This window comes from Mycobacterium sp. NGS40 (assembly GCF_059812735.1).
Map to the genome: position 1 here is coordinate 44,201 of NZ_JCALDG010000001.1, position 22,863 is coordinate 67,063.

Below are 22,863 nucleotides of genomic sequence, written 5' to 3' on the forward strand. Positions count from 1 at the left end.
GGATTTGAGTTACGAAGATACGTAATTGTGCGACTGAGGTTGCGACTGAATTGTTATTCATTTCACAGCACAATTCGGTGCTATTGCTATTGTTTGCCCAGAAATTTATGCGTAGCGTTTCGAGATGTCGGGGGACAGGGGTTCTCGGAAGGAGCTCATCATGAGGTATTCACTGCGATCGATCCGCGGCGCGGCCGCGGGTGCTGTCGGCGCCGGTGCGGTGGCCGGCGCGATGCTGTTCGGCGGGATGCCCGCGGCGCAGGCCGCGCCGGCGCCCGCCCCTGCCACGACTTTCGACATCGGCGGCCCGCACGGCGGCGCCCCGCTCAGTCCCGGGATCCTTCCCGAGCGGCCCGGCGGCGGCCACGGCGGCCACGGTTGGGGTCCCGGCGGCGGGCACGGTGGCTGGGGCCGCGGCGGCGGCTGGGGCCACGGCGGTGGTTGGGGCCGCGGCGGCGGCTGGGGCGGTGGTTGGGGCCACGGCTGGGGTCATGGTTGGGGACACCCTGGCTGGGGCGGGGGCAACTGGTGGCGCCCCTGGTGGTGAACCGCCACGATCGCGGGGCCGGCCAGCCTCGTCCTGCCAGATACACAGGCAGGCCGACCCGCACGTAGGGGGGAACCCACGCCGGTCTGACGACCTCAGACCGGCGTGGCCCCCAAATCAATAGACGTCCATGCCGAACCGGGACCGGCCCCGGTTCGGCATGGATTTTCTTTACGGGTCGCGCGGCAGGCCCAGCAGCCGCTCGGCGATGATGTTGAGCTGCACCTCCGAGGTGCCGCCGTAGATCGTCGTCGCCCGGCTGGCCAACAGGTACTCGCCCCACTTGCCCGCCAGCTCATCGGGGTCGCCGATCGCACCGTCGGTACCGAACGAGGACACCGCGAATTCGGCGTAGCCCTGGCCCGTGCGCATCGACAACAGCTTGGAGATCGCCGCCGACGGCATCGCGTCACCGCCGGCCAGCGTCAGCAGCGTCGAGCGCAGGTTCAGCACCTTGGCCGCATGCCCTTCGGCGATCAACTGCCCGGCACGGTGCTGGGCGACCTGATCGAAGTGGCCATCGCGGACGAACTCGACGAACTGGGGCAGGGTGGCCAGGAAATTCGCGTCGCTGCTGCCGATCGACACCCGCTCCGCGGTCAGCGTGTTGCGGCTGACCTCCCAGCCGCGGTTGACCTCGCCCAGCACGCACTCGTCGGGGACGAACACATCGTCGATGTAGACGGTGTTGAACATCGCGTTCCCGGTCAGCTCACGCAACGGCTTGACCGTCACGCCTTCGCTGCGCATATCCAGCAGGAAGTAGGTGATGCCGTTGTGCTTGGGCGCCGAGGGGTCCGTCCTGGCCAGCAACGCACCCCACTGCGAGTACTGCGCGGCGGTGGTCCAGATCTTCTGGCCGGTGATGCGCCAGCCGCCATCGGTCCGCGTTGCCTTGGTGGTCAGCCCGGCCAGGTCCGACCCCGCGCCCGGCTCCGAGAACAGTTGGCACCAGACCATCTCGCCGCGCAACGTCGGCGGCAGCAGGCGTTGCTTCTGCTCCTCGGTCCCGAACGCGACGATCGACGGGATGATCCACGCGGCGATGCCGACCTGCGGCCGTCGGACCCGTCCGGTGGTGAACTCCTGGGCGATGATGACCTGCTCGATCGGGCTGGACGCCCGGCCCCACGGCTTCGGCAGGTACGGCAACACCCAACCGCCCTCGGCGAGTGCCACCGTTCGCGTCTCCCGATCCATCGCCTTGAACGCGGCGACCTCGGCGCGGATCTCGTCGCGCAGCTTCTCGGTCTCGGGATCCAGGTCGATGTCCACCGGGCGCATGCCGGTGGTGGTCGCGGTGTTCACCACCTTCTGCGGGTAGTCCGAGCTGCGGCCGAAGCAGGCGGCCAGCATCAGTGCGCGGCGGTAGTACACGTTGGTGTCGTGCTCCCAGGTGAAGCCGATACCGCCGTGCACCTGAATGCAGTCCTGCGTGCAGCGCTGGGCTGCCGCGGGCGCCAGCGTCGCGGCCACGGCGGCGGCGAACTCCACGTCCGGTGAGGCTTCGTCGATTGCGCGCGCCGCGTCCCACACCGCCGCGGTGGCCCGCTCGGTGTCGGCGATCATCTCGGCGCACTTGTGCTTGATGGCCTGGAACTGGCCGATCGGCCGGCCGAACTGCTCCCGGATCTTGGCGTACTGCGCCGCCGTGTCCGTCGCCCAGCGGGCCACACCGATCGCCTCGGCCGACAGCAGCGTCGACATCAGCGCGTAGGCGGTCGTCATGGTCAGGGTGCTCAGCAGGGCATCCTCGCCGACCTCGACAGCGTCGGCGCGTACGTGAGCAATCGGCCGCAGCGGGTCCAGGCTTTTCACCGGCTCGATCTCGAGCTCCTCGGCGCGCAGCACCACCCACTCGTCGCCGCTGTCGATCGCCACCGGCAGCACCAACACCGACGCCTGGGCCGCGGCCGGAACCGCGCGGACCGCGCCGCGGATCACCAGCACGTCACCCTTGCGGGTGGCGGTCAGCCCGGAGTCCAGGGCGTAGGCGGCGATGGCCGCACCCGACGCCAGCTCGGCGAGCACCTTGGCATCCGGGTCGTGCGATGCGATCAGGGCACTGGCGATCGCCGACGGAACGAACGGCCCGGGCACGGCGCCGTAGCCGAACTCGGCCAGCACAATGGCCAGCTCGAGCAGGCCGAAGCCCTGCCCGCCGACCGCCTCGGAGAGATGCACACCGGGCAGGCCTTGCTCGGCCGCCGCCTGCCAGTACGGCGGCGGGTTCTCGACCGGCGTCTCCATCGCCGCGTGCAACACCTCTGACGGCGCGACGCGCGCCACCAGGGACCGCACCGAGTCGGCCAGGTCTTGATGCTCGGAAATTATTGCGATCGGCACTGGTCGCCTTCCCATGCGTTCGGGGTTCGTTTCGGCCAAGCACTCTTCAATCTAATAACCGGTGGGTTGGTTGACCACAGGGGTCACCACGTGGGCCAGCGGCTCGCCGTCGCGCAGCCGACGGCAGTTGGCGACGGCCTCGACCAGGTAGCGCCGCATTGTGTCGACGGTGTACCAGGTGACGTGCGGTGTCAGCACGACGTTGTCCAGGCCGAACAGTGGATTATCGGGCGCGGCCGGCTCAACCTCGAAAACGTCGAGACCGGCGGCGGCCAGCCGCCCGTCGCGCAGCGCGCCGGCCAGCGCGTCCTCGTCGACGACGGCGCCGCGCGAGGTGTTCACCAGCACCGCGCTGGGCTTCATCAAGGCGATCGCATCCCTGTTGAGCAGATGATGGGTGTCGGGCGTCAACGGCAGGTGCAGCGAGACGATGTCGCTAGCGGCCAGCAGGTCGGTCAACGGGCGCCAGCCGGGATGTCCGTCGTCGCGGGTGCTGGTGTGCAGTACCTCGGCGCCCATCGCGCCGACGAAGGCGGCGACGCGCTTGGCGATGTTGCCGTAGCCCACCAGGCCGACGGTGCAGCCACCGATGTCGCGGACCGTCTCGCCCAGGTCGGGATCGAGCGGCCAGCCACGCCCCTGCCGGGTGGCGCGGTCCAGCTCCGGCAGCCTGCGCAGCGCGGCGAGCATCAACAGCACGGTTCCCTCGGCCACCGACGGCGCATTGGCACCGGGCATGTTGGCGACCGCGATGCCGCGGTCGGTCGCGGTCGCCACGTCGATGGTGTTAACCCCGGCCCCGAGCTTGTGCACCAGCCGCAGCTTCTCCCCGCGTTTCAGGTCTTCGCCTGACAACGGCCGTAGTACATGCCAAATCACTTCGGCTTCGGGCAGCTCGCGGTAGAAGCCGGCGTCGTCGTCGGCGGCACACCAGCGAATGTCGAGCCAATCTGCTTCGGCTGCAAGGAAATCGAGGACTTTGTCACCGGGAACGAAGTGGGCGAGAACTCTCAGCGCCACCGCTTGCTGATCCACCTGGCGATGGTATCCGCCTGCTCGCTGCGCGCGCCCGGGGTGGTGAAGTAGTGGTCGCTGTCGAGCGAGACCTGCAGCTTGTCAGTGCTCGCGAGCGCGTCGTAGATGCGTTGGGCGTCAGACGGAAACACGCCGGTGTCCGCCTCGGCGTTGATCACCAGGGCCGGGCAGGCGACACGGCGCAGGTGCGGCACGGCCCGGGTCTGCGCTACCCGCAGGCTCCACATGCCCAGCCAGTTACGCAGCGTGCAGGATGCGGCGATACCTTGTGCCGAGCGGTTGGCCCTGGCCGGCACGCCCGCGTAGCACAGGTTAGGCGGACGCTTGGTCGGCTCGATGGCCGGATCGACCATGCGGGGATCGGCCCAGGTTCGCATCACCGAGAACGGCCTATCCGAAAAGCCAGCCGCACGAACACGTTTGAGTTCCGTCTCGGCCCAGTCGGTGATGGCGTGGTTGCGCGCGAGCTGCGCCGAGCGATATCGGGTGATGAACTCCGGCGAAAACGGTGGGCCGTTGACCTCGTTGAACAGGTCGAGGTCCGGGTTGGTGGCGACGGGGTCGTTTTCGTCGATGACGGCGGCGTCCATCCAGGCGGTTAGCACCTCCGGGCGTCCGGGATGCGCCGCGGTGGCGATATAGCCGTCGGCGGGGAGCAACTCGGTCAGCCCGCTCGCCGGCCGCATGCCGGGCAGCGGGGTCACATTCGGCTCGACGGCCTGTGACTGGTAGGCGGACATCAACGATCCGCCTCCCGAATTGCCGAGCAGTACAACGGCATCCACGCCCTGAACCTCGCGTAGCCAGCGCACTCCCACGCCGATGTCGACCAGTGCGTGGTCGAGCAAAAAGTTGGTCTCGAAGCCGCGAAACCGGGTGTTCCAGCCGAGAAATCCGATACCCCGAATCGCCATGTAGTCGGCGAGATAGTGCTCGGAGAAGTCGATCTGGTAGTGCGTGGCGATCATGGCCACCTTGGGCTTGCGTCCCACGCCGCGGTGATACAGCCCCTGGCAGGGGTGCCCGCCCGCACCGGCGCGCCCGGCGGTGGGCGATTGGAGGCCGACGAACTCGCGGACAACCCCGGCGCTGCCGCTGGTAGGCGTCAATTCAGTGGCCTTCCTTCGAGTAGATCGCCCGGTAGTAGATGTTCGCCAGGGTTTGGATGCAGGCCCGGTCGTGGAGGTCCGCGTCGGTGGTTCGGCTGAGCTGGATGTAGCAGAACTGGTTGAACATCGCGACGATGGCCTCGGCGATCAGCCGCGGATCGTCGCCCGGGCAATACCCTTCGGTTTGCGCGCGACGGACTGTTTCGGTGATGAAAGAGGTTGGGATCTCACAGATTTCGGACCAGTACTGCGCGAAGTCGTCGTTGACCATAGCCAGCTGGGACACGCTGATCACCTCGGCCAGCCGGTTGCGGTAGGTGTACCAGTGCGCCGCGGCCGCCTCGTGGGCGCGTTCGCGGTGGGACAGGCCATGTCCGGTGACCGAGCGGGCGCGCTCATTGGCCTCGTCACGAAAGCGCAGCGCCCACTGCCGGACCATCGCCTCTTTGGAGTCGTAGTAGTTGTAGAAGGAGGCCGGCGAGCGGCCGGCTTCCGCGGCGATGTCGGCAATCGTCGTCGCCAGTATTCCCTTGCGCGCGATGACCGTTCGCGCGGCCGCGTCGATTGCCGCCTGTGTTCGCCGACCGCGGTGCGTCGGGAATCCGGCCGGCCGGCCGGCCGGGCCGTCGGATGCCGCCGCGATCGACACTGTATTCCTTCCTGGAGGGAAACTGAATCTGATGTTAGATTCAGTTCTACTGATTGGCCAGGCCCAACGCGCCGGGAATCCAGGGGAGCCGCAACATGATCAAGCCCGACAACCCCAACACCGAATTCGATCTCGGCGGAATCAATCACGTTGCGCTGGTGTGTTCGGACATGGCTCGCACGGTGGACTTCTACAGCAACATCCTTGGCATGCCGCTGATCAAATCGCTCGATCTACCGGGCGGCGCCGGCCAGCACTTCTTCTTCGATGCCGGCAACGGCGACTGTGTCGCTTTCTTCTGGTTCGCCGACGCACCCGACCGCGTGCCGGGCGTCTCCTCGCCCGGCGCGATTCCCGGTATCGGCGACATCACCAGCGCGGTCAGCACGATGAACCATCTCGCCTTTCACGTCCCGGCCGAGAAGTTCGACGCCTACCGGCGGCAGCTCAAGGACAAGGGAGTACGGGTCGGTCCCATACTCAACCACGACGAGAGCGAGATGCAGGTTTCGGCGACGCTGCATCCCGGCGTCTACGTGCGCTCGTTCTACTTCCAGGACCCTGACGGGATCACGCTGGAGTTTGCTTGCTGGGTCAAGGAATTCGGCGCGAGCGACGCCCAGGCCGTGCCGAAGACGGCGGCCGACCGGCGACCCCGGGAGCACGCCGTAACCTGAACGGCAAAACCGTTTGCCGAGCCGGGGGAGTCGATGATGACGGACGGCGTGTTGACCGACGAGCAGATCGCGGCGCTGACGCCCGCACAGCGGCGAGACTTGATCACGCGGCTGGAGGCACCGCTGTCGGAGGTGATCGACCCGGTGGTGATCGCCCGGATGAGACGTCTGCGGTTGGGCCTGATGATCGGTGGCTCGATCGCGATGATTCCCTGGCTGGCGTATCTCGCGCTGACCCTGCCGGAAAGTTACGTCGCGCACAACTGGGTACTGACCTGGGTCGGCTTCGACATCCTGTTGGTCGGATTCATGGTGGCGACAGCGGTTTTCGGTTACTTCCGCCGCCAGGTGTTGCTGTTCGCGGCCTTCACTTCCGGCGTGCTGCTGATCTGCGACGCATGGTTCGACCTGATGACCGCCGGGCCCGACGACATCTGGCTGTCGGTCGCGACCGCACTGGGCATCGAGGTGCCGTTGGCGATTTTCATGATCCGCGGCGCCCAGCGCATCATGCGGCTCACGATGTTGCGTCTGTGGCTCCTGGATCCCGGGATGCGGCTGTGGCAGGTGCCGCTGTTTCCGTGACCCCGTACAGCCGCGGATGGGCGAGTTCGTCGAGCAGCACGGCCAGCTGATCGACGAGTTGATCGGGATCCAGCACCACGTCGCCGACCAGCCAGGCGCTGATCATCTGCCCGACCCCGCCCACCGCGAAGTGCGCGCCCGCCTTCATGCCGTCGTTTGCCGGAATCCGTAGCATGTCGCCGCCGTGCTGACCCAGCAGCATCGCGAACAGCGCGGTGGATTCGGCGCGTTTGCGCACGATCACCGCATCGGCGAGCTGCGTGCTGAACAGCAGCCGTCCGACCCGGGGATCCTCGGCGATGGTCCGCACGATGTTGGCCATGCCCGCGCGGGACTGTTCGGGTATCGGCACCGCCGCGACCGCGGCCTGGGTGGTGGCGGCCAGGTCGGCGATCACCGAGTCGAACACCGCGCTGACGAATGCGTCTCTGTCGCTGAAGCTTTCGTAGAAGTAGCGGGGGGTCAGGCCGGCGCGGCTGCAGACCGCGCGAACGGTCAACACCGAGGCATCGTGGCGGTCGGCGCCCAGCAGGTCCAGGCCGGCGGTCAACAGCCGACCCCGTCGCTGCGCCAGTCGCCGCGCGGCCTCGACGCCGCCGTAGGGGCGCTCGCGGGGGGTCTGGTCCATGAGCACCATCTTGACACCGGCCCGGTGCGCCGACAATATCAGGAAACAAGCGTTGTCACATTTAGCGTACGGAGCGGCGGAGGGTGTCCCGGATGGCGATTGACGAGACGGTTCAGCAGTCCATCCCGCACGTCGAACGCCCGATGTCCGACCCGCCCCGGCCACAGTCGAGGCGACGCAACCGGCTGGTCCCCGACGACTACGCACTGATGGGGGTGGCGCTGCTGGCCGGTCCGGCCAACGTGATCATGGAGCTCTCGATTCCCGGCGTCGGCCACGGCGTGGCGGAAAGCCGTGTCGAGAGCGGCCGCATCGACCGTCATCCGATCAAGCGGGCCCGCACCACTTTTACCTACATCGCGGTAGCCAATGGCGGGACCGACGAGCAGAAGGACGCCTACCGGCGCGCGGTCAATCGTTCGCACGCGCAGGTGTACTCCAGGCCCGGCGACTCGGTGCAGTACAACGCATTCGATCCGGAATTGCAGCTGTGGGTGGCGGCGTGCATCTACAAGGGCGGCATCGACATCTATCGCACCTTCATCGGCGAGGTGTCCGAGGAGGACGCCGACCGGCTCTACCGCGACAGCATGTCGCTGGGCACCACCTTGCAGGTGCCGCCGGAGATGTGGCCGGCGGACCGCGCGGCGTTCGACAAGTACTGGCAGGAGTCGCTGGAAAAGGTGCACATCGACGACACCGTCCGCGAGTTCCTTTATCCGATCGCCGTGTCCAGGGTGCGCGGTGTGCGCCTGCCCCGGCGCGTGCGGGAACCGCTGGAGAACTTCAATCTGCTGATCACCACTGGCTTTCTGCCGCAACGGTTTCGCGACGAAATGCGGTTGCCGTGGGATGCCGCTAAGCAGCGGCGCTTCGACCGGCTGATGTCGGTCCTGGCGGTGGTGAACCGGATGCTGCCTCGGGTCGTCCGGGAGTTTCCGTTCAACCTGATGCTGTGGGACCTGGACCGCCGGATCCGGACGGGTCGCCCGTTGGTCTGAGCGCAGGGCGGCGCGCCGCCGTAACAGGTTCTGTTGATAACGACAATCATTTTCATTACGCTCAGGGCGACCTCATATCTGTCCAGCCCGAGGAGTTGCCGTGATGCCAGCTGGCGTTGTTGTGTCAGATTCGTCGTATCTGGTTGTCGGCGGCGGCTTAGCATGACGGCGCCGATGTGGATGGCCGCACCGCCGGAGGTGCACTCCGTGTTGCTGAGCAGCGGCCCGGGGCCCGCATCTTTGTTCGCGGCGGCGGCGGCGTGGAGTTCGATGAGCGTCGAATACGCTTCGGCTGCAGCCGAACTCAGCGAGGTTCTGGCCTCGACGCAGGCCGGGGCATGGCAGGGTCCCAGCGCCGAGTCGTATGTGGCCGCGCACGGCCCGTATTTGGCGTGGTTGACCCAGGCCAGCGCGCACAGTGCCGCCGCGGCCACAGCGCATGAGACGGCGGGCACGGCGTACGCCGCGGCGTTGTCGGCGATGCCGACCGTGGGCGAGCTGGCCGCTAACCATGCGGTCCATGGTGCTTTGATGGCGACGAATTTCTTTGGCATCAACACGATTCCGATTGCGGTCAACGAGGCCGACTACGCGCGGATGTGGGTGCAGGCCGCCGTCACGATGACGACCTACCAGGCCGTTTCGACCGCGGCGGTGGCGGCTACGCCGCAGACCGAGCCGGCACCGCAGATCCTGCGCGCGGACGTCGCGGCAGCCCCGGTCGCCCAGGACGACGGCGGTGACGACGAGGAGTTCCCCGACCCCTCCGTCGACAACCCGTTCAATCAGTTCCTTGCCCAGATTCTGCGGTGGTTCGGGATCGATTGGAATCCCGGCCAAGCGACCGTCAACGGCATTCCGTATGACGAATACACCAACCCGGGCCAGCTGATCTTCTGGGTAGTTCGCGCGCTGGAACTGCTGGAGGATTTTGAGCAGTTCGGCGAGTACCTGCAGACAAATCCTGCCTTGGCTTTTCAGTACATCGCCTTCCTCGAGTCGGTCGACTGGCCTACCCACATTGCTGAGATCGCCAGCTGGCTGTCGAGCACGCCCCAATTGCTACTCGTTCCGATCATTGCGGCGGTTGCCCCGCTCGGGGCCGTCGGTGGCCTGGCCGGTCTGGCCGGATTGGCCGGGATCCCTGCGCCGCCCGTCGTGCCGGCGCCGCCCGCGCCGCCGCCGCCCGGGCTGGTGCCGGCGCTCGGGTCGACCCCGATCGTCGCGCCGACTGCGGTCCCTGCCTCGGCTCCCGCGCCCGCGCCGACTGCCACGGCCAGTACTGCGGCCAGTCCGGCGCCGCCCGCGCCGCCGGCTCCGTCGGGGCCGGGTTTTGTGCCGCCTTATTTCGTCGCGCCGCCAGGCATCGGTGCGGGTTCGGGAATGAGCGCGGCCGCTGCGGCGGCCGCGAAAAGGAAGTCGCCGGAGCCTGATTCGGCTGCTGCCACCGCCGCGGGGTTGGCTCGGGACGCGGCCCGGTCGCGGCGGGGCCAGAGGCAACGGCGGCTCGGCTACGGCGACGAGTACATGGACATGAACGTCGACGTCGACCCGGACTGGGCGGAACCGGCGACGACGGCGTCGGATCGGGGCGCGGCAAACCTGGGTTTCGCGGGTACCGTGCGCAAGCAAAGCCCCGGCGCGACGGGGTTGGCGACGCTGGCCGGTGACGAATTCGGCGGTGGCCCAAAGCTGCCGATGGTGCCCGGCACGTGGGATGCGGGAAATGGTGCCGCGGCAGAAAGGGAAGGGCCACAGGACGGTAGGTAATCTCACGGCCACGGTAATGGTGATGACCGTATCGGCGGAGTGATCGCTTCGGCCGAGGCTGCATTGATAACGACAATCATTTTCAGTAGGCTCCTGGGCAACTTTCCAGTCCCCTCAGCCGAGGAGTTGCCGTGATGCCAGCTGGCGTTGTTGTGTCAGATTCGTCGTATCTGGTTGTCGGCGGCGGCTTAGCATGACGGCGCCGATGTGGATGGCCGCACCGCCGGAGGTGCACTCCGTGTTGCTGAGCAGCGGCCCGGGGCCCGCATCTTTGTTCGCGGCGGCGGCGGCGTGGAGTTCGATGAGCGTCGAATACGCTTCGGCTGCAGCCGAACTCAGCGAGGTTCTGGCCTCGACGCAGGCCGGGGCATGGCAGGGTCCCAGCGCCGAGTCGTATGTGGCCGCGCACGGCCCGTATTTGGCGTGGTTGACCCAGGCCAGCGCGCACAGTGCCGCCGCGGCCACAGCGCATGAGACGGCGGGCACGGCGTACGCCGCGGCGTTGTCGGCGATGCCGACCGTGGGCGAGCTGGCCGCTAACCATGCGGTCCATGGTGCTTTGATGGCGACGAATTTCTTTGGCATCAACACGATTCCGATTGCGGTCAACGAGGCCGACTACGCGCGGATGTGGGTGCAGGCCGCCGTCACGATGACGACCTACCAGGCCGTTTCGACCGCGGCGGTGGCGGCTACGCCGCAGACCGAGCCGGCACCGCAGATCCTGCGATCCGAGGCCGCCGCCCAGCACGACCACGACCACGAGGAGGGCGACGATCACGAGGGCCACGACCACGGTTTCGACAGTCCGCTCAATCAGTTGCTCGCCCAAATTTTGCGGCTGTTCGGACTCGATTGGGATCCCGTCGAGGGGACGCTGAACGGAGTGCCCTTCGACGACTACACGAACCCGGGCGACATCCTCTGGTGGGTGGTTCGAGCCCTCGAGCTTTTCAGCGATTTCCAGCGGTTCGGCACGCTGTTGCAGGAAAACCCCGCGGCGGCTTTCCAATTCATCACCGACCTGGTGCTGCTGGACTGGCCGACTCACCTGGCCCAGCTCGGGAGTTGGTTGCCGGCGCAGCCGCAACTGTTCTTGGTTCCGATGCTGATCGCCGCGGCTCCCTTCGGCGCCGTGGCCGGATTCGCGGGTCTGGCCGGGCTGCCGCCCACTCCGGCGCCCGCGGTGGCCCCGGCCCCGGTCGCCGCACCTGTGCCCGACTTGCCGGTGGCGCTCGGAACGACGCCCCTCGCCGCCCCGGCCGTCGCCGCGACGCCCCCGGCACCCGCGCCGGCGCCCACAGCGAGTGCGGTCAGCGGCGCGGCGCCACCCGCGCCACCGGCTCCCGCCGGCCCCGGCTTTGCGCCCCCGTACTTCGTGGCGCCGCCCGGTGTCGGCTTCGGTTCCGGGATGAGCGCCGGTGCGGCCGCCGATGCGAAAAGACAAGCACCAGAACCGGATTCGGCCACCGCGTCCGCCGCGGCTACCGGCCGCGGGCAGGCCCGGGTGCGGCGCCGGGGACGGGCGCGCCAGCGCGGCGACGAGTTCATGCAGATGAACGTCGACGTCGACCCGGACTGGGTAGGGCCGGCGGTGTCGGAGGCGTCGGGCCGCGGCGCCGGGAGTCTCGGGTTCGCCGGCACGGCGCGTACGGCAACCGCTGAGGCGGCGGGACTGACCACTTTGGCCGTGAGTGAGTTCGGGGACGGCCCCCGGATGCCGATGCTGCCGGGCAGCTGGGACGCGCAGGGCGGTGACGTGCCGCACGACCGCGGCGACTAGCGGCGCGATGCCTGCCGTCGGCCGCGACTTCACCGTGCCGTCGACAGTTGGAAAGATGGGTCGCCGGCGCCCAATCCCGGTTGACCCCAGCGGGAAAGGTGTGTCGGCGCGGCGGCGTACTGTCGGTTGAGTGCGTAGCGAAGGTGACACCTGGGATATCACAACGAGCGTCGGATCGACGGCGTTATTCGTAGCGACCGCGCGGGCGTTGGAGGCGCAAAAGCCCAACCCGCTGGCCGTGGACCCATATGCGGAGGTCTTCTGTCGTGCCGTCGGTGGCTCGTCCGCTGACGTCCTCGACGGCAAGGAACCCGACCACCCGCTCAAGAGCGCCGACTTCGGCGAGCACTTCGTGAACTTCCAGGCCGCCCGCACGAAGTACTTCGACGACTACTTCCTGCGGGCCGCCGACGCCGGTGCGCGCCAGATCGTCCTGCTGGCGGCCGGGCTCGACTCGCGCGCCTACCGGCTGGACTGGCCCGCCGCGACCACGATCTTCGAACTGGATCGCCCGCAGGTCCTCGATTTCAAGCATCGGGTGCTCGCCGGCCACGGCGACCAGCCGCGCGCCGAGCGGCGGGAGATCGCCGTCGACCTGCGCGACGACTGGCCACAAGCGTTGCGGGACAGCGGCTTCGACCCTGCCAAGCCGTCGGCGTGGATCGCCGAGGGACTGCTGATCTATTTGCCGGCCACCGCGCAGGAGCAGCTGTTCACCGGCATCGACAGCCTGGCCGGACACGGCAGCCATGTCGCCGTGGAGGATGGCGCACCGCTGCAGCCCGACGAATTCGAGGCCGCCGTCGAAGAAGAGCGCGCGGCCGGCGCCCAGGGCGACAAGCGGCTGTTCTTCCAATTGGTCTACAACGAGCAACACGCCCCGGCCACCGAATGGTTCGGCCAGCACGGCTGGAAGGCGGTCGGCACCCCGCTGGCCGATTACCTGCGCGAGGTCGGCCGCCCGGTACCCGGGCCAGACACCGAAGCGGGACCGATGATTGCCCGCAACACCCTGGTCAGCGCCGTTCGGGCGTGAGTTCTCCGCGGTAGTCTCGCGCGACTCTTTCGCGGCGTCTTTCTCTGAGCTTTCGATGAGTTCAAGACGCGCGGGAACTAGTGCGCACTGTTCGCCGACTACTAACAGGCTGATAGGTGTGCCGTCCACTGCCCGGGCGTCGCCGATTCCGGCCAGGCGAGGAGTGCTGGGATGGCGCTGTCGATGCCGTACTCGGTCGGCGGCCGGGAATGACCGCACCGATATGGATGGGATCGCCTCCCGAAGTTCACTCCAGCCTGCTGAGCAGCGGTCCGGGACCCGGTGGTTTGCTGGCCGCCAGTGACGCGTGGGAGTCGTTGAGTGCCTCCTACGCCGAGACCGCGGACGAACTCTCCGCGATCTTGTCCAATACCCAGGCCGGGGCGTGGCAGGGGCCGACCGCCGAGGAGTATGTGGCTGCCCATGCGCCTTACCTGGCCTGGCTGACGAAAGCCAGCGCCGACAGTGCGGCGATGGCGGCCCAGCACGCGACGGCGGCAGCCGCCTACACGGCCGCGGTGGCGGCGATGCCGACGCTGCCCGAATTGGCCACCAACCACCTGGTACACGGCGTCTTGGTGGCGACCAATTTCTTTGGGATGAACACGATTCCGATCGCGGTCAACGAGGCGGACTACGCACGGATGTGGGTCCAGGCCGCCACCACGATGTCCACCTATCAGGCCATCACCAGCACGGCCCTGGCGGCCAGCCCGCAGGCCGATCCGGCGCCGGTGATCATGCAAGCCGACGACACCGGCAGCTCCGACAGTGGGAGCAATCTTCCCTACGACGACATCATCGACAACGACGACGGCAACCCGTACCAGCTGAGTTGGTGGATAAACCGCTTCCTCGAAATATTCCAGACGTTGGGCCGCGACTTAAAGTTATTCCAAACGAACCCGGCCCAGGCGTTCGCGCAGTTGTGGGCCGACATTGGGCTACTGGTCGCCGACGAGTTCACCCACGTCATCGAGGCCTTTCAGGCGTTCGCCCCGCAAATCGCGATCATTGTGGCGACCTCCAGCCTCGGATTCGCCGGAGCCTTGGCGAGCCTGGCGTCGCTCGCCGCGATCCAGCCCGACGTGGCCCCTGCCCCGGTGGTACCCGCAGCACTGCCCGATGCGCCTCGTCCGCCGGCCGTGCTGAGCGCCCCTGCTGCAGCGAGCGCCGCGGCTCCTACGCCGTCCCCAGCCCCGGCTTCGGCTCCCGCGTCCGCGCCGGCTTCGGCCCCGGCAGCCGGATCCCCGCCGCCGCCCGCCGGGATCGAGGGCGCGGCGTACCCGTACCTAGTGGGAGGCCCCGGCATCGGGTCCGGCTCGGGCATGAGCAGCGGCGCACAACGCAGAGCTCCGGAGCCCGATTCGGCGGCTGCCGCCGCCGCAGCCGCGGCAGCCGCGCGGGAAGAGAGCAAGGCGCGTCGGCGCCGGCGCGCAGCGATGAGGGGCCATCAGCCTGGCTACCGTTACGAATTCTTGGACGCCGATGATCAGGCCGGTCCTTTCGTCGACGAGCCGGTTGGAACTGGCCCCTCCGCGCCGTCCGAGCAGGGAGCCGGTGCTTTGGGGTTTGCTGGGACCGTCCGCAAGGATGCGGTGCCGGCTGCCGGATTGGCGACGCTGGAAGGCGACGGATTCGGAAGCGGCACGTCGGTTCCGATGGTGCCTGGAACCTGGCAGCTACCCAGCGATGACGGACCGACGTGAGACGCCCGGAGCGCAAACCGGGCGGGCGCCCAGCAGGGAACTTTTCCGGTCGAGTAGCCGACTATTAACTGCCTGCTCGCGGCGCCGCTTATCAGCTAAGGCGGTCGTTGCGCCCACCCGATCGGTTAGGAGTCGCTGCTGTGACCGCGCCGGTTTGGATGGCCGCACCCCCGCGCCGGCGTTTGGCGATCAACGACCACCGCGAATTCGAGTCGGCCCGGGAGCTTGCCGCCCGCCGGCTTCCAGCGTCAGCGCGCGGGTCTGGAGTCCCCGGCGACGTCGGGGCCACCGCCGCCCGGAGAAGCGCTTTGCTAATGAAAACCATTTTCAGTAGGCTCTGCCGTCGAGGGGAAGTGCGGCCAATGCCACAACTGGAGAGGTGGACCGGTGAACGCTCAGAAAACCCAGTTCAGGGGTGGAATCAGGGTGGGCAGGTGGTCGGTCGGACGGCCCCAAGAGCCTCGACACTTAGCTTATGCAATGCTAACTTCAGCAAATTAAGTTAGGGGAGACTATCTTCATGGAAAGTAGCGGCCGTGGAACTCGGTGACAGCGGTGTGCTCGCAGTCCAGCCCGGCACTTCCCGGGTGGACGCCAGAGTCGACGGCGACGTCGTCAGCCGTTTTGCTACGTGCTGCCGCGCTCTCGGTATCGCGGTATATCAGCGTCAGCGCCCCGCCGACCTGGCCGCCGCTCGCTCGGGCTTCACCGCCCTGACACGCGTCGCCCACGACCAGTGCGACGCGTGGACCGGGCTCGCGGCCGCGGGCGACGCATCCTTGCGGGTACTGGAGGCGGTGTCGCGCACCGCGGCCACGGCCGGGGTGCTGCAGCGGCAGGCCGATTTGGCGCCCGGAGCCCTGGGCTTCCGCTACGACAGCGGACTGTATCTACAGTTTCGCGCCGCCAACCCGGAGGAGTTTCACCTCGCCTTCGCCGCGGCCCTGGCCACGGCCGGACGGTTTGCCGAGGCCGACGAGATCGTCACCGGGCTGACCGCACGCCGTCCGAGCTGGCGTGAGGCGCGGTGGATCTCCGTGGTCATCAACTACCGCGCCGAGCGATGGTCCGACGTCGTGAAGCTGCTGACCCCGATCGTCAACGACGCCGATCTCGACGGCGCCTACGCGCACGCGGCCAAGATCGCGCTGGGAACCGCACTGGCCCGTCTGGGCCTGTTCGCCCCCGCGCTGTCCTACCTCGAGGAGCCGCAGGGCCCGGTCGAGGTGGCCACCGTCGACGGGACGTTGGCCAAGGCGCTCGTGCTACGTGCGCACGTCGACGAAGAGTCGGCGAGCGAGGTCCTCCAGGACCTGTACGCCGCGCACCCGGAGAACGAACAGGTCGAAACGGCCCTGACCGATACCAGTTTCGGGATTGTGACCACCAATGCGGCTCGCATCGAGGCCCGCACCGACCCGTGGGATCCGGAAACCGAGCCCAGTGCAGAGGATTTCGTCGACCCCGCCGCGCACGAACGCAAGTCCGTGCTGCTGCACGAGGCCGAACGTCAGCTCACCGAGTTCATCGGCCTCGAAGAGGTGAAAAACCAGGTATCCCGGCTCAAGAGTTCGGTGGCCATGGAGCTGGTGCGTAAGCAGCGCGGCCTGCAGGTCGCACAACGCGCCCACCACCTCGTGTTCGCCGGACCACCCGGGACCGGTAAGACCACGATTGCGCGTGTGGTCGCCAAAATCTATTGCGGCCTAGGGCTTTTGAAGAAGGAAAACATTCGCGAGGTGCACCGCGCCGACCTGATCGGTCAGCACATCGGCGAAACCGAGGCCAAGACCAACGCGATCATCGACAGTGCGCTGGACGGGGTGTTGTTCCTCGACGAGGCCTACGCCCTGGTGGCCACCGGCGCCAAGAACGACTTCGGCCTGGTCGCCATCGACACGCTGCTGGCCCGCATGGAAAACGACCGTGACCGGCTGGTGGTGATCATCGCCGGGTACCGGGCGGATCTGGACAAGTTCCTGGACACCAACGAGGGTCTGCGGTCGCGCTTTACCCGCAACATCACTTTCCCGTCGTACAACTCCCATGAGTTGGTGGAGATCGCGCGCAAGATGGCCGAACAGCGCGACAGTATCTTCGAGCAGTCTGCGCTCGACCACATGGACGACCTGTTCGAGAAATTGGCGACGGCCACGACCCCCGACTCCAACGGCGTCGAACGGCGCAGCCTCGATATCGCGGGTAACGGTCGTTTTGTCCGGAACATCGTCGAGCGCTCCGAGGAGGAGCGCGAATTCCGGTTGGACCATTCAGAGCAGGCGGGAACCGGCGCGTTCACCGATGAGGAGCTGATGACGATCACCGACCGAGATGTCAGTAATTCGGTAGAACCGCTGCTGCGCGGGCTCGGGCTATCGGTGCCGTCATGACCAATCCCGAACCTCAGGACGAACGACGTTCGTTCTCGTCGCGTACCCCCGTGAACGACAATCCCGACAAGGTGGTCTACCGCCGGGGGTTCGTCACCCGGCATCAGGTGACGGGCTGGCGTTTCGTGATGCGCCGCATCGCCTCGGGAATCGCCTTGCACGACACCAGGATGCTGGTCGACCCGCTGCGCACCCAGTCGCGCGCGGTGCTGATGGGCGCCCTGATTCTGATCACCGGCCTGGCTGGTTGTTTCGTGTTCTCGCTGATCCGGCCAAATGGTCAGGCGGGCAACAACGCGGTGCTCGCTGATCGGGACACGGCCGCACTGTACGTGCGTATCGGCGACGAACTGCACCCGGTGCTCAACCTGACCTCGGCCCGGCTGATAGCCGGCAAGCCGGTCAACCCCGCCACGGTGAAAAGCAGTGAGCTGGACCGGTTTCCGCGCGGAAACCTGATCGGCATCCCGGGAGCGCCAGAACGCATGGTGCAGAACACATCTCATGACGCGAACTGGACGGTGTGCGACGCGGTCAGTGAGGCGGCCCAGGGATCGCACGCCGTGCACAGCACCGGCGTGACCGTGATCGCAGGCACGCCCGACAGCAGCGGTGCCCGTGCGGCCACCATCGGGCCCGCCGACGCAATTCTCGTCGAGTTCACCGGCGACAAGGGTGCTAGCACCTGGCTGCTGTGGAACGGCAAGCGCAGCCAGATCGACCTGGCCAACCACGCGGTCACCAATGCGTTGGGGCTGAGTGCCGACCTGCCGGCACCGCGGCCCATCGCGGCGGGGCTGTTCAACGCGATCCCCGAGGCGCCCGCACTCGCGGCGCCCGGCGTCCCGAATGCCGGTACCCCGGCGACCTACCCGGTCCCGGCGCCGATCGGGTCGGTGGTGACGTCCTACGGCGTCGACCCGGGCAACGTGCGTTACTACGCGGTGCTGCCAGACGGTCTGCAGCCGATCTCGCCGGTGCTCGCCGCGGTCCTGCGCAACACCAATTCCTATGGCCTGGACCAGCCCCCGCGGCTGGGCGCCGACGAGGTGGCCAAGCTGCCGGTGTCGCGGATGCTGGACACCACGCGCTTTCCGGACCGCCAAATCGCCCTTGTCGACGCGGCCAGGAATCCCGTCGCCTGCGCGTACTGGAGCAAGCCGGCCGGGGCCGCGAGTAGCTCGCTGAGCCTGCTGGCGGGTTCCGCGCTGCCGGTGCCGGAGTCGGTTCGCACCGTGAACCTGATCGGCGGCGGCACGCAGGGGATCGCCACCCGGGTGGCCCTGGCACCGGGCACCGGCTACTTCGCGCAGAGCGTCGGTGGCGCAGCGACATCGCCGGGTGCGGGCTCACTGTTCTGGGTGTCCGACACCGGAGTGCGCTATGGCATCGACAACGAGGCCGAGAACGCCTCGCACGGCAAAACCGTTGAGGCCCTTGGCTTGACCACACCCCCCGTTCCCATTCCCTGGTCGATACTGTCGCTGTTCGCGACGGGCCCGACGCTATCGCGCGCCGACGCGCTACTTGCACACGACGGGTTGGCGCCCGACAGCAAGCCCGGACGTCCGGTGTCGGCCGAAGGAGGACCCCGATGAGCCGACTGATCTTCGAAGCCCGTCGGCGCCTGGCGCCGCCGAGCACCCGCCAGGGCACCATCACCATCGAAGCGCCGCCAGAGTTGCCGCGGGTGATTCCGCCGTCGTTCCTGCGCCGCGCGATGCCCTACGTGCTGGTGATTCTGATCGTCGGCATGATCGTGGCGCTGGTCGCCACCGGGATGCGGGTGATTTCCCCGCAGACCCTGTTCTTCCCGTTTGTGTTGCTGCTGGCCGCAACCGCGCTCTATCGCGGCAACGACAACAAGATGCGCACCGAGGAGGTCGACGCCGAACGCGCCGACTACCTGCGCTACCTGTCAGTCGTCCGGGACAACATCCGCACCCAGGCCGCCCAGCAGCGTGCCGCCGCGCAGTGGTCGCATCCCGAGCCGGCGGCTTTGGCAACGGTGCCCGGGTCTCGCCGCCAGTGGGAACGTGACCCGCACGACCCCGACTTTCTGGTGCTGCGGGCCGGGCGGCACCAGGTCCCCCTGGCCACCGCAGTGCGGGTCCAGGACACCGCCGACGAAATCGATCTGGAACCGGTGTCGCACAGCGCATTACGTAGCTTGCTCGATACCCAGCGCACCGTGCGCGACGTGCCCACCGGAATCGACTTGAGCAAGGTTTCCCGGATCACCATCCTCGGTGAACCCGACGAGGTGCGGGGGGCGTTGCGGGCCTGGGTCGCTCAGGCCGTCACCTGGCACGACCCGACCGTGCTGGGGGTGGCGCTGGCCACCCGCGATCCGGAGAACCACGACTGGTCCTGGCTGAAGTGGTTGCCCCACAGCGACATTCCCGGCGAGGTGGACGGTGTCGGCCCGGCCCGCTTCCTGTCCAGTGACCCCGATGAACTGGTCGCCCTACTGGGCCCAGCGCTGGCCGACCGGCCGGCGTTCACCGGCGATCCGGCCGACGCGCTGCGGCACCTGCTGATCATCATCGACGACCCCGAATACGACGTGAACGCCTCGGCGCTGGCACTCGGACGGGCCGGCGTGACCGTGGTGCACCGCACCACGACATCGCCTCACCGAGAACAGTATTCGGATCCGGAAAAGCCGATTCTGCGTGTCGTCGGGGGCGGTGGCCGGGCCATCGAGCGCTGGCAGACCGGCGGCTGGCAGCCGTTCATCGACAACGCCGACGCGCTCGGCGCCGACGAGACCGCCCACCTGGCGCGTCAGCTGTCGCGCTGGGATTCCAACCCGACTCACACCGGGCTGCGCTCGGCGGCCACCCGGGGCGCCACGTTCACGACGCTGCTGGGTGTTCCGGACGCGTCGCAGCTGGATGTGCCGACGCTGTGGGGACCGCGGCGTCGCGACGACGAGTTGCGGGTGCCGATCGGGGTCACCGCGACCGGCGAACCGCTCTACTTCGACCTGAAGGACGAAGCCGAGGGCGGGATGGGTCCACACGGCCTGATGATCGGTATGACCGGTTCCGGCAAGTCGCAGACCCTGATGTCAATCCTTTTGTCGCTGTTGACAACTCATTCGGCCGACCGGCTCATCGTGATCTATGCCGACTTCAAGGGTGAGGCCGGGGCCGACAGCTTCCGGGACTTCCCGCAGGTCGTCGCGGTGATCTCGAACATGGCCGAGAAGAAATCGCTGGCCGACCGGTTCGCCGACACGCTGCGTGGTGAGGTGGCACGGCGCGAAACGTTGCTGCGCGAGGCCGGCCGGCGGGTGCAGGGCAGCGCGTTCAACTCGGTGGTCGAATACGAGAACGCTCGGGATTCCGGCGCCCCCGGCGCCGAAGACCTGCCGCCGATCCCGACCTTGTTCGTGGTCGCCGACGAGTTCACGCTGATGCTGGCCGACTACCCGGAGTACGCGGAACTGTTCGACTACGTGGCGCGCAAGGGCCGCTCGTTCCGCATCCACATCCTGTTCGCGTCCCAGACGCTGGATGTCGGCAAGATCAAGGACATCGACAAGAACACCTCGTATCGCATCGGCTTGAAGGTGGCCAGTCCCAGCGTTTCTCGCCAGATCATCGGCGTGGACGACGCCTATCACATCGAATCGGGTAAGGAACACAAGGGCGTGGGCTTCTTGGTGCCCGCCCCCGGTGCCGCCCCGATCAAGTTCCGCAGCACCTACGTCGACGGCATCTACGAGCCGCCGCGGACCGCCAAGACCCTTGTGGTGCAGTCTGTTCCACAGCCCAAACTGTTCACGGCCGGACGGGTCGAGCCCGATCAGGGCACGGTGATCACCGGAGCCGACCAAGACGAGTTCGCCGGCCCGCCGCGCAAGCTGATCGCGACCATCGGCGAACAGCTGGCGCGCTACGGGCCCCGGGCGCCGCAGCTCTGGTTGCCGCCGCTGGACGAGCCGATCCCGCTGACGACGGTGCTGGCCAACGCCGCGGTGCCGGACCGGCAATGGCGTTGGCCGCTCGGTGAGATCGACAAGCCGTTCGAGATGCGCCGCGACCCACTGATTTTCGATGCCACGTCGGCGTCGGGCAACATGGTGATTCACGGCGGCGCAAAGTCCGGTAAATCGTCTGCGCTGCAGACGTTCATGCTGTCCGCGGCCAGCTTGCATTCGCCGCGCGACGTCACCTTCTACTGCCTGGACTACGGCGGTGGTCAGCTGCGTGCCCTGGAAGACCTGGCGCACGTCGGCAGTGTGGCGTCACCGTTGGAGCCCGAGCGCATTCGCCGCACCTTCGGCGAGCTCGAGCAGTTGCTGCTTTCCCGCCAGCACCGCGAGGCGTTCCGCGACAAGCACGGTTCGACTCACGACGATGGCTTCGGTGAGGTGTTCCTGGTCATCGACAACCTCTACGCCTTCGCCCGGGACAACACCGACCAGTTCAACACGCGTAACCCGTTGCTGGCCAAGGTGACTGAGCTGGTCAACGTAGGCCTTGCGTACGGCATCCACGTGATCGTCACCACCCCGAGCTGGCTGGAGGTGCCGTTGGCGATGCGGGATGGCCTCGGGCTGCGCCTCGAGCTCAAGCTGCACGACGCGCGGGACAGCAATGTGCGGGTGGTCGGGGCGCTGCGCCGCCCGGCCGACGCCGTGCCGGCCGACCAGCCGGGTCGCGGGCTGACCATGGCCGCCGAACACTTCCTGTTCGCGGCCCCGCAGCTGGACCAGATCGCCGCGATCAACGCCCGCTACCCGGGCATGGCGGCACCGCCGGTTCGGCTGCTGCCGACCAACCTGGCACCGGACGCCCTCGGGCCGCTGTATCGCGGACCGGAACAGGTCGTCATCGGCCAGCGCGAAGAGGACTTGGCGCCGGTCGTGCTCGACTTCGCGGAGAACCCGCTGCTGATGGTGTTCGGCGACAGCAAGTCGGGCAAGACCACCTTGTTGCGCCACATTATCCGCACCATCCGCGAGCACTCCACATCGGATCAGGTGGCGTTCACGGTGCTGGATCGGCGGCTGCATCTCGTCGAGGAGCCGCTCTTCGCCGACAATGAGTACACCGCCAACATCGACCGGATCATCCCGGCGATGCTGGGCCTGTCCAACATCATCGGATCGCGCCGTCCACCGGCGGGCTTGTCGGCAGCGGAGTTGGCGCGGTGGAGTTACGAGGGCCACACCCACTACCTGATCATCGATGACGTCGACCAGATTCCGGACGCACCGGCGATGAGTGGCCCATACATCGGACAGCGACCGTGGGCCAGCCTCATTCCGGAGCTGAGCCAGGCTGCCGATCTGGGGCTGAGGGTGATCGTGACGGCGCGGGCCACCGGCTCGGGGCATGCCCTGATGACCAGCCCGCTGCTGCGCCGGTTCAACGACTTGCAGGCAACCACGCTGATGCTGGCGGGCAATCCGCAGGACAGCGGGAAGATCCGCGGTCAACGGTTTGGCCGGTTGCCTGCCGGGCGGGCAATTCTGTTGGGAGACACCGAAAGCCCGACGTATGTGCAGTTGGTCAACCCGTTGGTTGGCGAGTCTGTTGTAGGGGGAGCCGACGAAGGTTTCGCCCGCTGATGGTGATTAGTGAA

Annotated in this window: 16 protein-coding genes; 11 read left to right on the top strand and 5 right to left on the bottom strand. The window is 67.6% G+C overall.

Annotated elements, in window-relative coordinates:
• Positions 1-160 precede the first annotated feature (160 nt).
• Positions 161-547, top strand: a complete 387-nt coding sequence (locus AC5Y5O_RS00200; RefSeq protein ID WP_500023220.1) for a hypothetical protein — start codon at positions 161-163, stop codon at positions 545-547.
• Positions 548-718: 171 nt separating this feature from the next.
• Here the strand turns inward: AC5Y5O_RS00200 and AC5Y5O_RS00205 are convergent, their stop codons facing one another.
• Genes AC5Y5O_RS00205 through AC5Y5O_RS00220 form a run of 4 tightly spaced genes read right to left on the bottom strand, consistent with a single transcriptional unit; the run spans position 719 to position 5,680 of the window.
• Positions 719-2,893 carry an acyl-CoA dehydrogenase family protein gene (locus AC5Y5O_RS00205; protein ID WP_500023222.1) on the bottom strand — a complete coding sequence of 725 codons (2,175 nt, stop codon included), beginning with the start codon at positions 2,891-2,893 and terminating at the stop codon, positions 719-721.
• Positions 2,894-2,944: 51 nt separating this feature from the next.
• Complete coding sequence (locus tag AC5Y5O_RS00210) at positions 2,945-3,928, bottom strand: 2-hydroxyacid dehydrogenase (RefSeq protein ID WP_243393740.1); 984 nt, start codon at positions 3,926-3,928, stop codon at positions 2,945-2,947.
• A complete protein-coding gene (locus AC5Y5O_RS00215) occupies positions 3,904-5,037 on the bottom strand; it encodes an alpha/beta hydrolase (protein WP_096284017.1) in 1,134 nt (377 codons plus the stop codon). Before AC5Y5O_RS00215 ends, AC5Y5O_RS00210 begins: the two co-directional genes overlap by 25 nt.
• A gap of 1 nt (position 5,038) precedes the next feature.
• Positions 5,039-5,680 (bottom strand): TetR/AcrR family transcriptional regulator, encoded by a 642-nt coding sequence (locus AC5Y5O_RS00220; RefSeq protein ID WP_423790877.1) that lies wholly within the window; start codon positions 5,678-5,680, stop codon positions 5,039-5,041.
• A 101-nt stretch (positions 5,681-5,781) separates the two neighbouring features.
• Here AC5Y5O_RS00220 and AC5Y5O_RS00225 point away from each other — a divergent pair, with 101 nt between their 5' ends.
• Positions 5,782-6,363: a VOC family protein gene (locus tag AC5Y5O_RS00225; protein ID WP_096284021.1), complete on the top strand. Its 582-nt coding sequence runs from the start codon at positions 5,782-5,784 to the stop codon at positions 6,361-6,363.
• Between the two features lie 36 nt (positions 6,364-6,399).
• Positions 6,400-6,948: a hypothetical protein gene (locus tag AC5Y5O_RS00230; protein WP_096284023.1), complete on the top strand. Its 549-nt coding sequence runs from the start codon at positions 6,400-6,402 to the stop codon at positions 6,946-6,948.
• Here AC5Y5O_RS00230 and AC5Y5O_RS00235 read toward each other — a convergent pair.
• On the bottom strand, positions 6,881-7,585 hold the full coding sequence (locus AC5Y5O_RS00235) for a TetR/AcrR family transcriptional regulator (RefSeq protein WP_096284025.1): 705 nt from the start codon (positions 7,583-7,585) through the stop codon (positions 6,881-6,883). The genes AC5Y5O_RS00230 and AC5Y5O_RS00235 overlap by 68 nt on opposite strands.
• Positions 7,586-7,668: 83 nt before the next feature.
• Between AC5Y5O_RS00235 and AC5Y5O_RS00240 the strand changes: the two genes are divergently transcribed.
• From AC5Y5O_RS00240 to eccCa, 8 genes are all read left to right on the top strand, one after another.
• Complete coding sequence (locus AC5Y5O_RS00240) at positions 7,669-8,577, top strand: oxygenase MpaB family protein (protein WP_500023226.1); 909 nt, start codon at positions 7,669-7,671, stop codon at positions 8,575-8,577.
• 162 nt (positions 8,578-8,739) lie between these two features.
• A complete protein-coding gene (locus tag AC5Y5O_RS00245; protein ID WP_500023228.1) occupies positions 8,740-10,347 on the top strand; it encodes a PPE family protein in 1,608 nt (535 codons plus the stop codon).
• A 193-nt stretch (positions 10,348-10,540) separates the two neighbouring features.
• The gene (locus tag AC5Y5O_RS00250) at positions 10,541-12,130 is read left to right on the top strand and encodes a PPE family protein (protein ID WP_500023230.1); all 1,590 of its coding nucleotides are present in this window, start codon (positions 10,541-10,543) and stop codon (positions 12,128-12,130) included.
• Between the two features lie 130 nt (positions 12,131-12,260).
• Entirely contained in the window at positions 12,261-13,166 is a 906-nt protein-coding gene (locus AC5Y5O_RS00255; RefSeq protein ID WP_500023232.1) for a class I SAM-dependent methyltransferase, read from the top strand.
• Between the two features lie 209 nt (positions 13,167-13,375).
• A complete protein-coding gene (locus AC5Y5O_RS00260; protein ID WP_096284033.1) occupies positions 13,376-14,875 on the top strand; it encodes a PPE family protein in 1,500 nt (499 codons plus the stop codon).
• A gap of 536 nt (positions 14,876-15,411) precedes the next feature.
• Positions 15,412-17,265, top strand: a complete 1,854-nt coding sequence (gene eccA / locus AC5Y5O_RS00265) for a type VII secretion AAA-ATPase EccA (RefSeq protein WP_096284035.1) — start codon at positions 15,412-15,414, stop codon at positions 17,263-17,265.
• Complete coding sequence (gene eccB / locus AC5Y5O_RS00270; RefSeq protein ID WP_096284037.1) at positions 17,262-18,863, top strand: type VII secretion protein EccB; 1,602 nt, start codon at positions 17,262-17,264, stop codon at positions 18,861-18,863. The genes eccA and eccB overlap by 4 nt, the downstream gene beginning before the upstream one ends.
• Positions 18,860-22,849, top strand: a complete 3,990-nt coding sequence (gene eccCa / locus AC5Y5O_RS00275; RefSeq protein ID WP_096284039.1) for a type VII secretion protein EccCa — start codon at positions 18,860-18,862, stop codon at positions 22,847-22,849. Before eccB ends, eccCa begins: the two co-directional genes overlap by 4 nt.
• The last annotated feature ends 14 nt before the right edge of the window (positions 22,850-22,863 follow it).

What these genes read in the sequence shown, in the direction of transcription:
- AC5Y5O_RS00200 (WP_500023220.1), top strand. Translation starts at nt 161, where the DNA reads ATGAGGTATTCACTGCGATCGATCCGCGGCGCGGCCGCGGGTGCTGTC.
- AC5Y5O_RS00225 (WP_096284021.1), top strand. Translation starts at nt 5,782, where the DNA reads ATGATCAAGCCCGACAACCCCAACACCGAATTCGATCTCGGCGGAATC.
- AC5Y5O_RS00230 (WP_096284023.1), top strand. Translation starts at nt 6,400, where the DNA reads ATGACGGACGGCGTGTTGACCGACGAGCAGATCGCGGCGCTGACGCCC.
- AC5Y5O_RS00235 (WP_096284025.1), bottom strand. Translation starts at nt 7,585, where the DNA reads ATGGTGCTCATGGACCAGACCCCCCGCGAGCGCCCCTACGGCGGCGTC.
- AC5Y5O_RS00240 (WP_500023226.1), top strand. Translation starts at nt 7,669, where the DNA reads ATGGCGATTGACGAGACGGTTCAGCAGTCCATCCCGCACGTCGAACGC.
- AC5Y5O_RS00245 (WP_500023228.1), top strand. Translation starts at nt 8,740, where the DNA reads ATGACGGCGCCGATGTGGATGGCCGCACCGCCGGAGGTGCACTCCGTG.
- AC5Y5O_RS00250 (WP_500023230.1), top strand. Translation starts at nt 10,541, where the DNA reads ATGACGGCGCCGATGTGGATGGCCGCACCGCCGGAGGTGCACTCCGTG.
- AC5Y5O_RS00260 (WP_096284033.1), top strand. Translation starts at nt 13,376, where the DNA reads ATGACCGCACCGATATGGATGGGATCGCCTCCCGAAGTTCACTCCAGC.
- eccB (WP_096284037.1), top strand. Translation starts at nt 17,262, where the DNA reads ATGACCAATCCCGAACCTCAGGACGAACGACGTTCGTTCTCGTCGCGT.
- eccCa (WP_096284039.1), top strand. Translation starts at nt 18,860, where the DNA reads ATGAGCCGACTGATCTTCGAAGCCCGTCGGCGCCTGGCGCCGCCGAGC.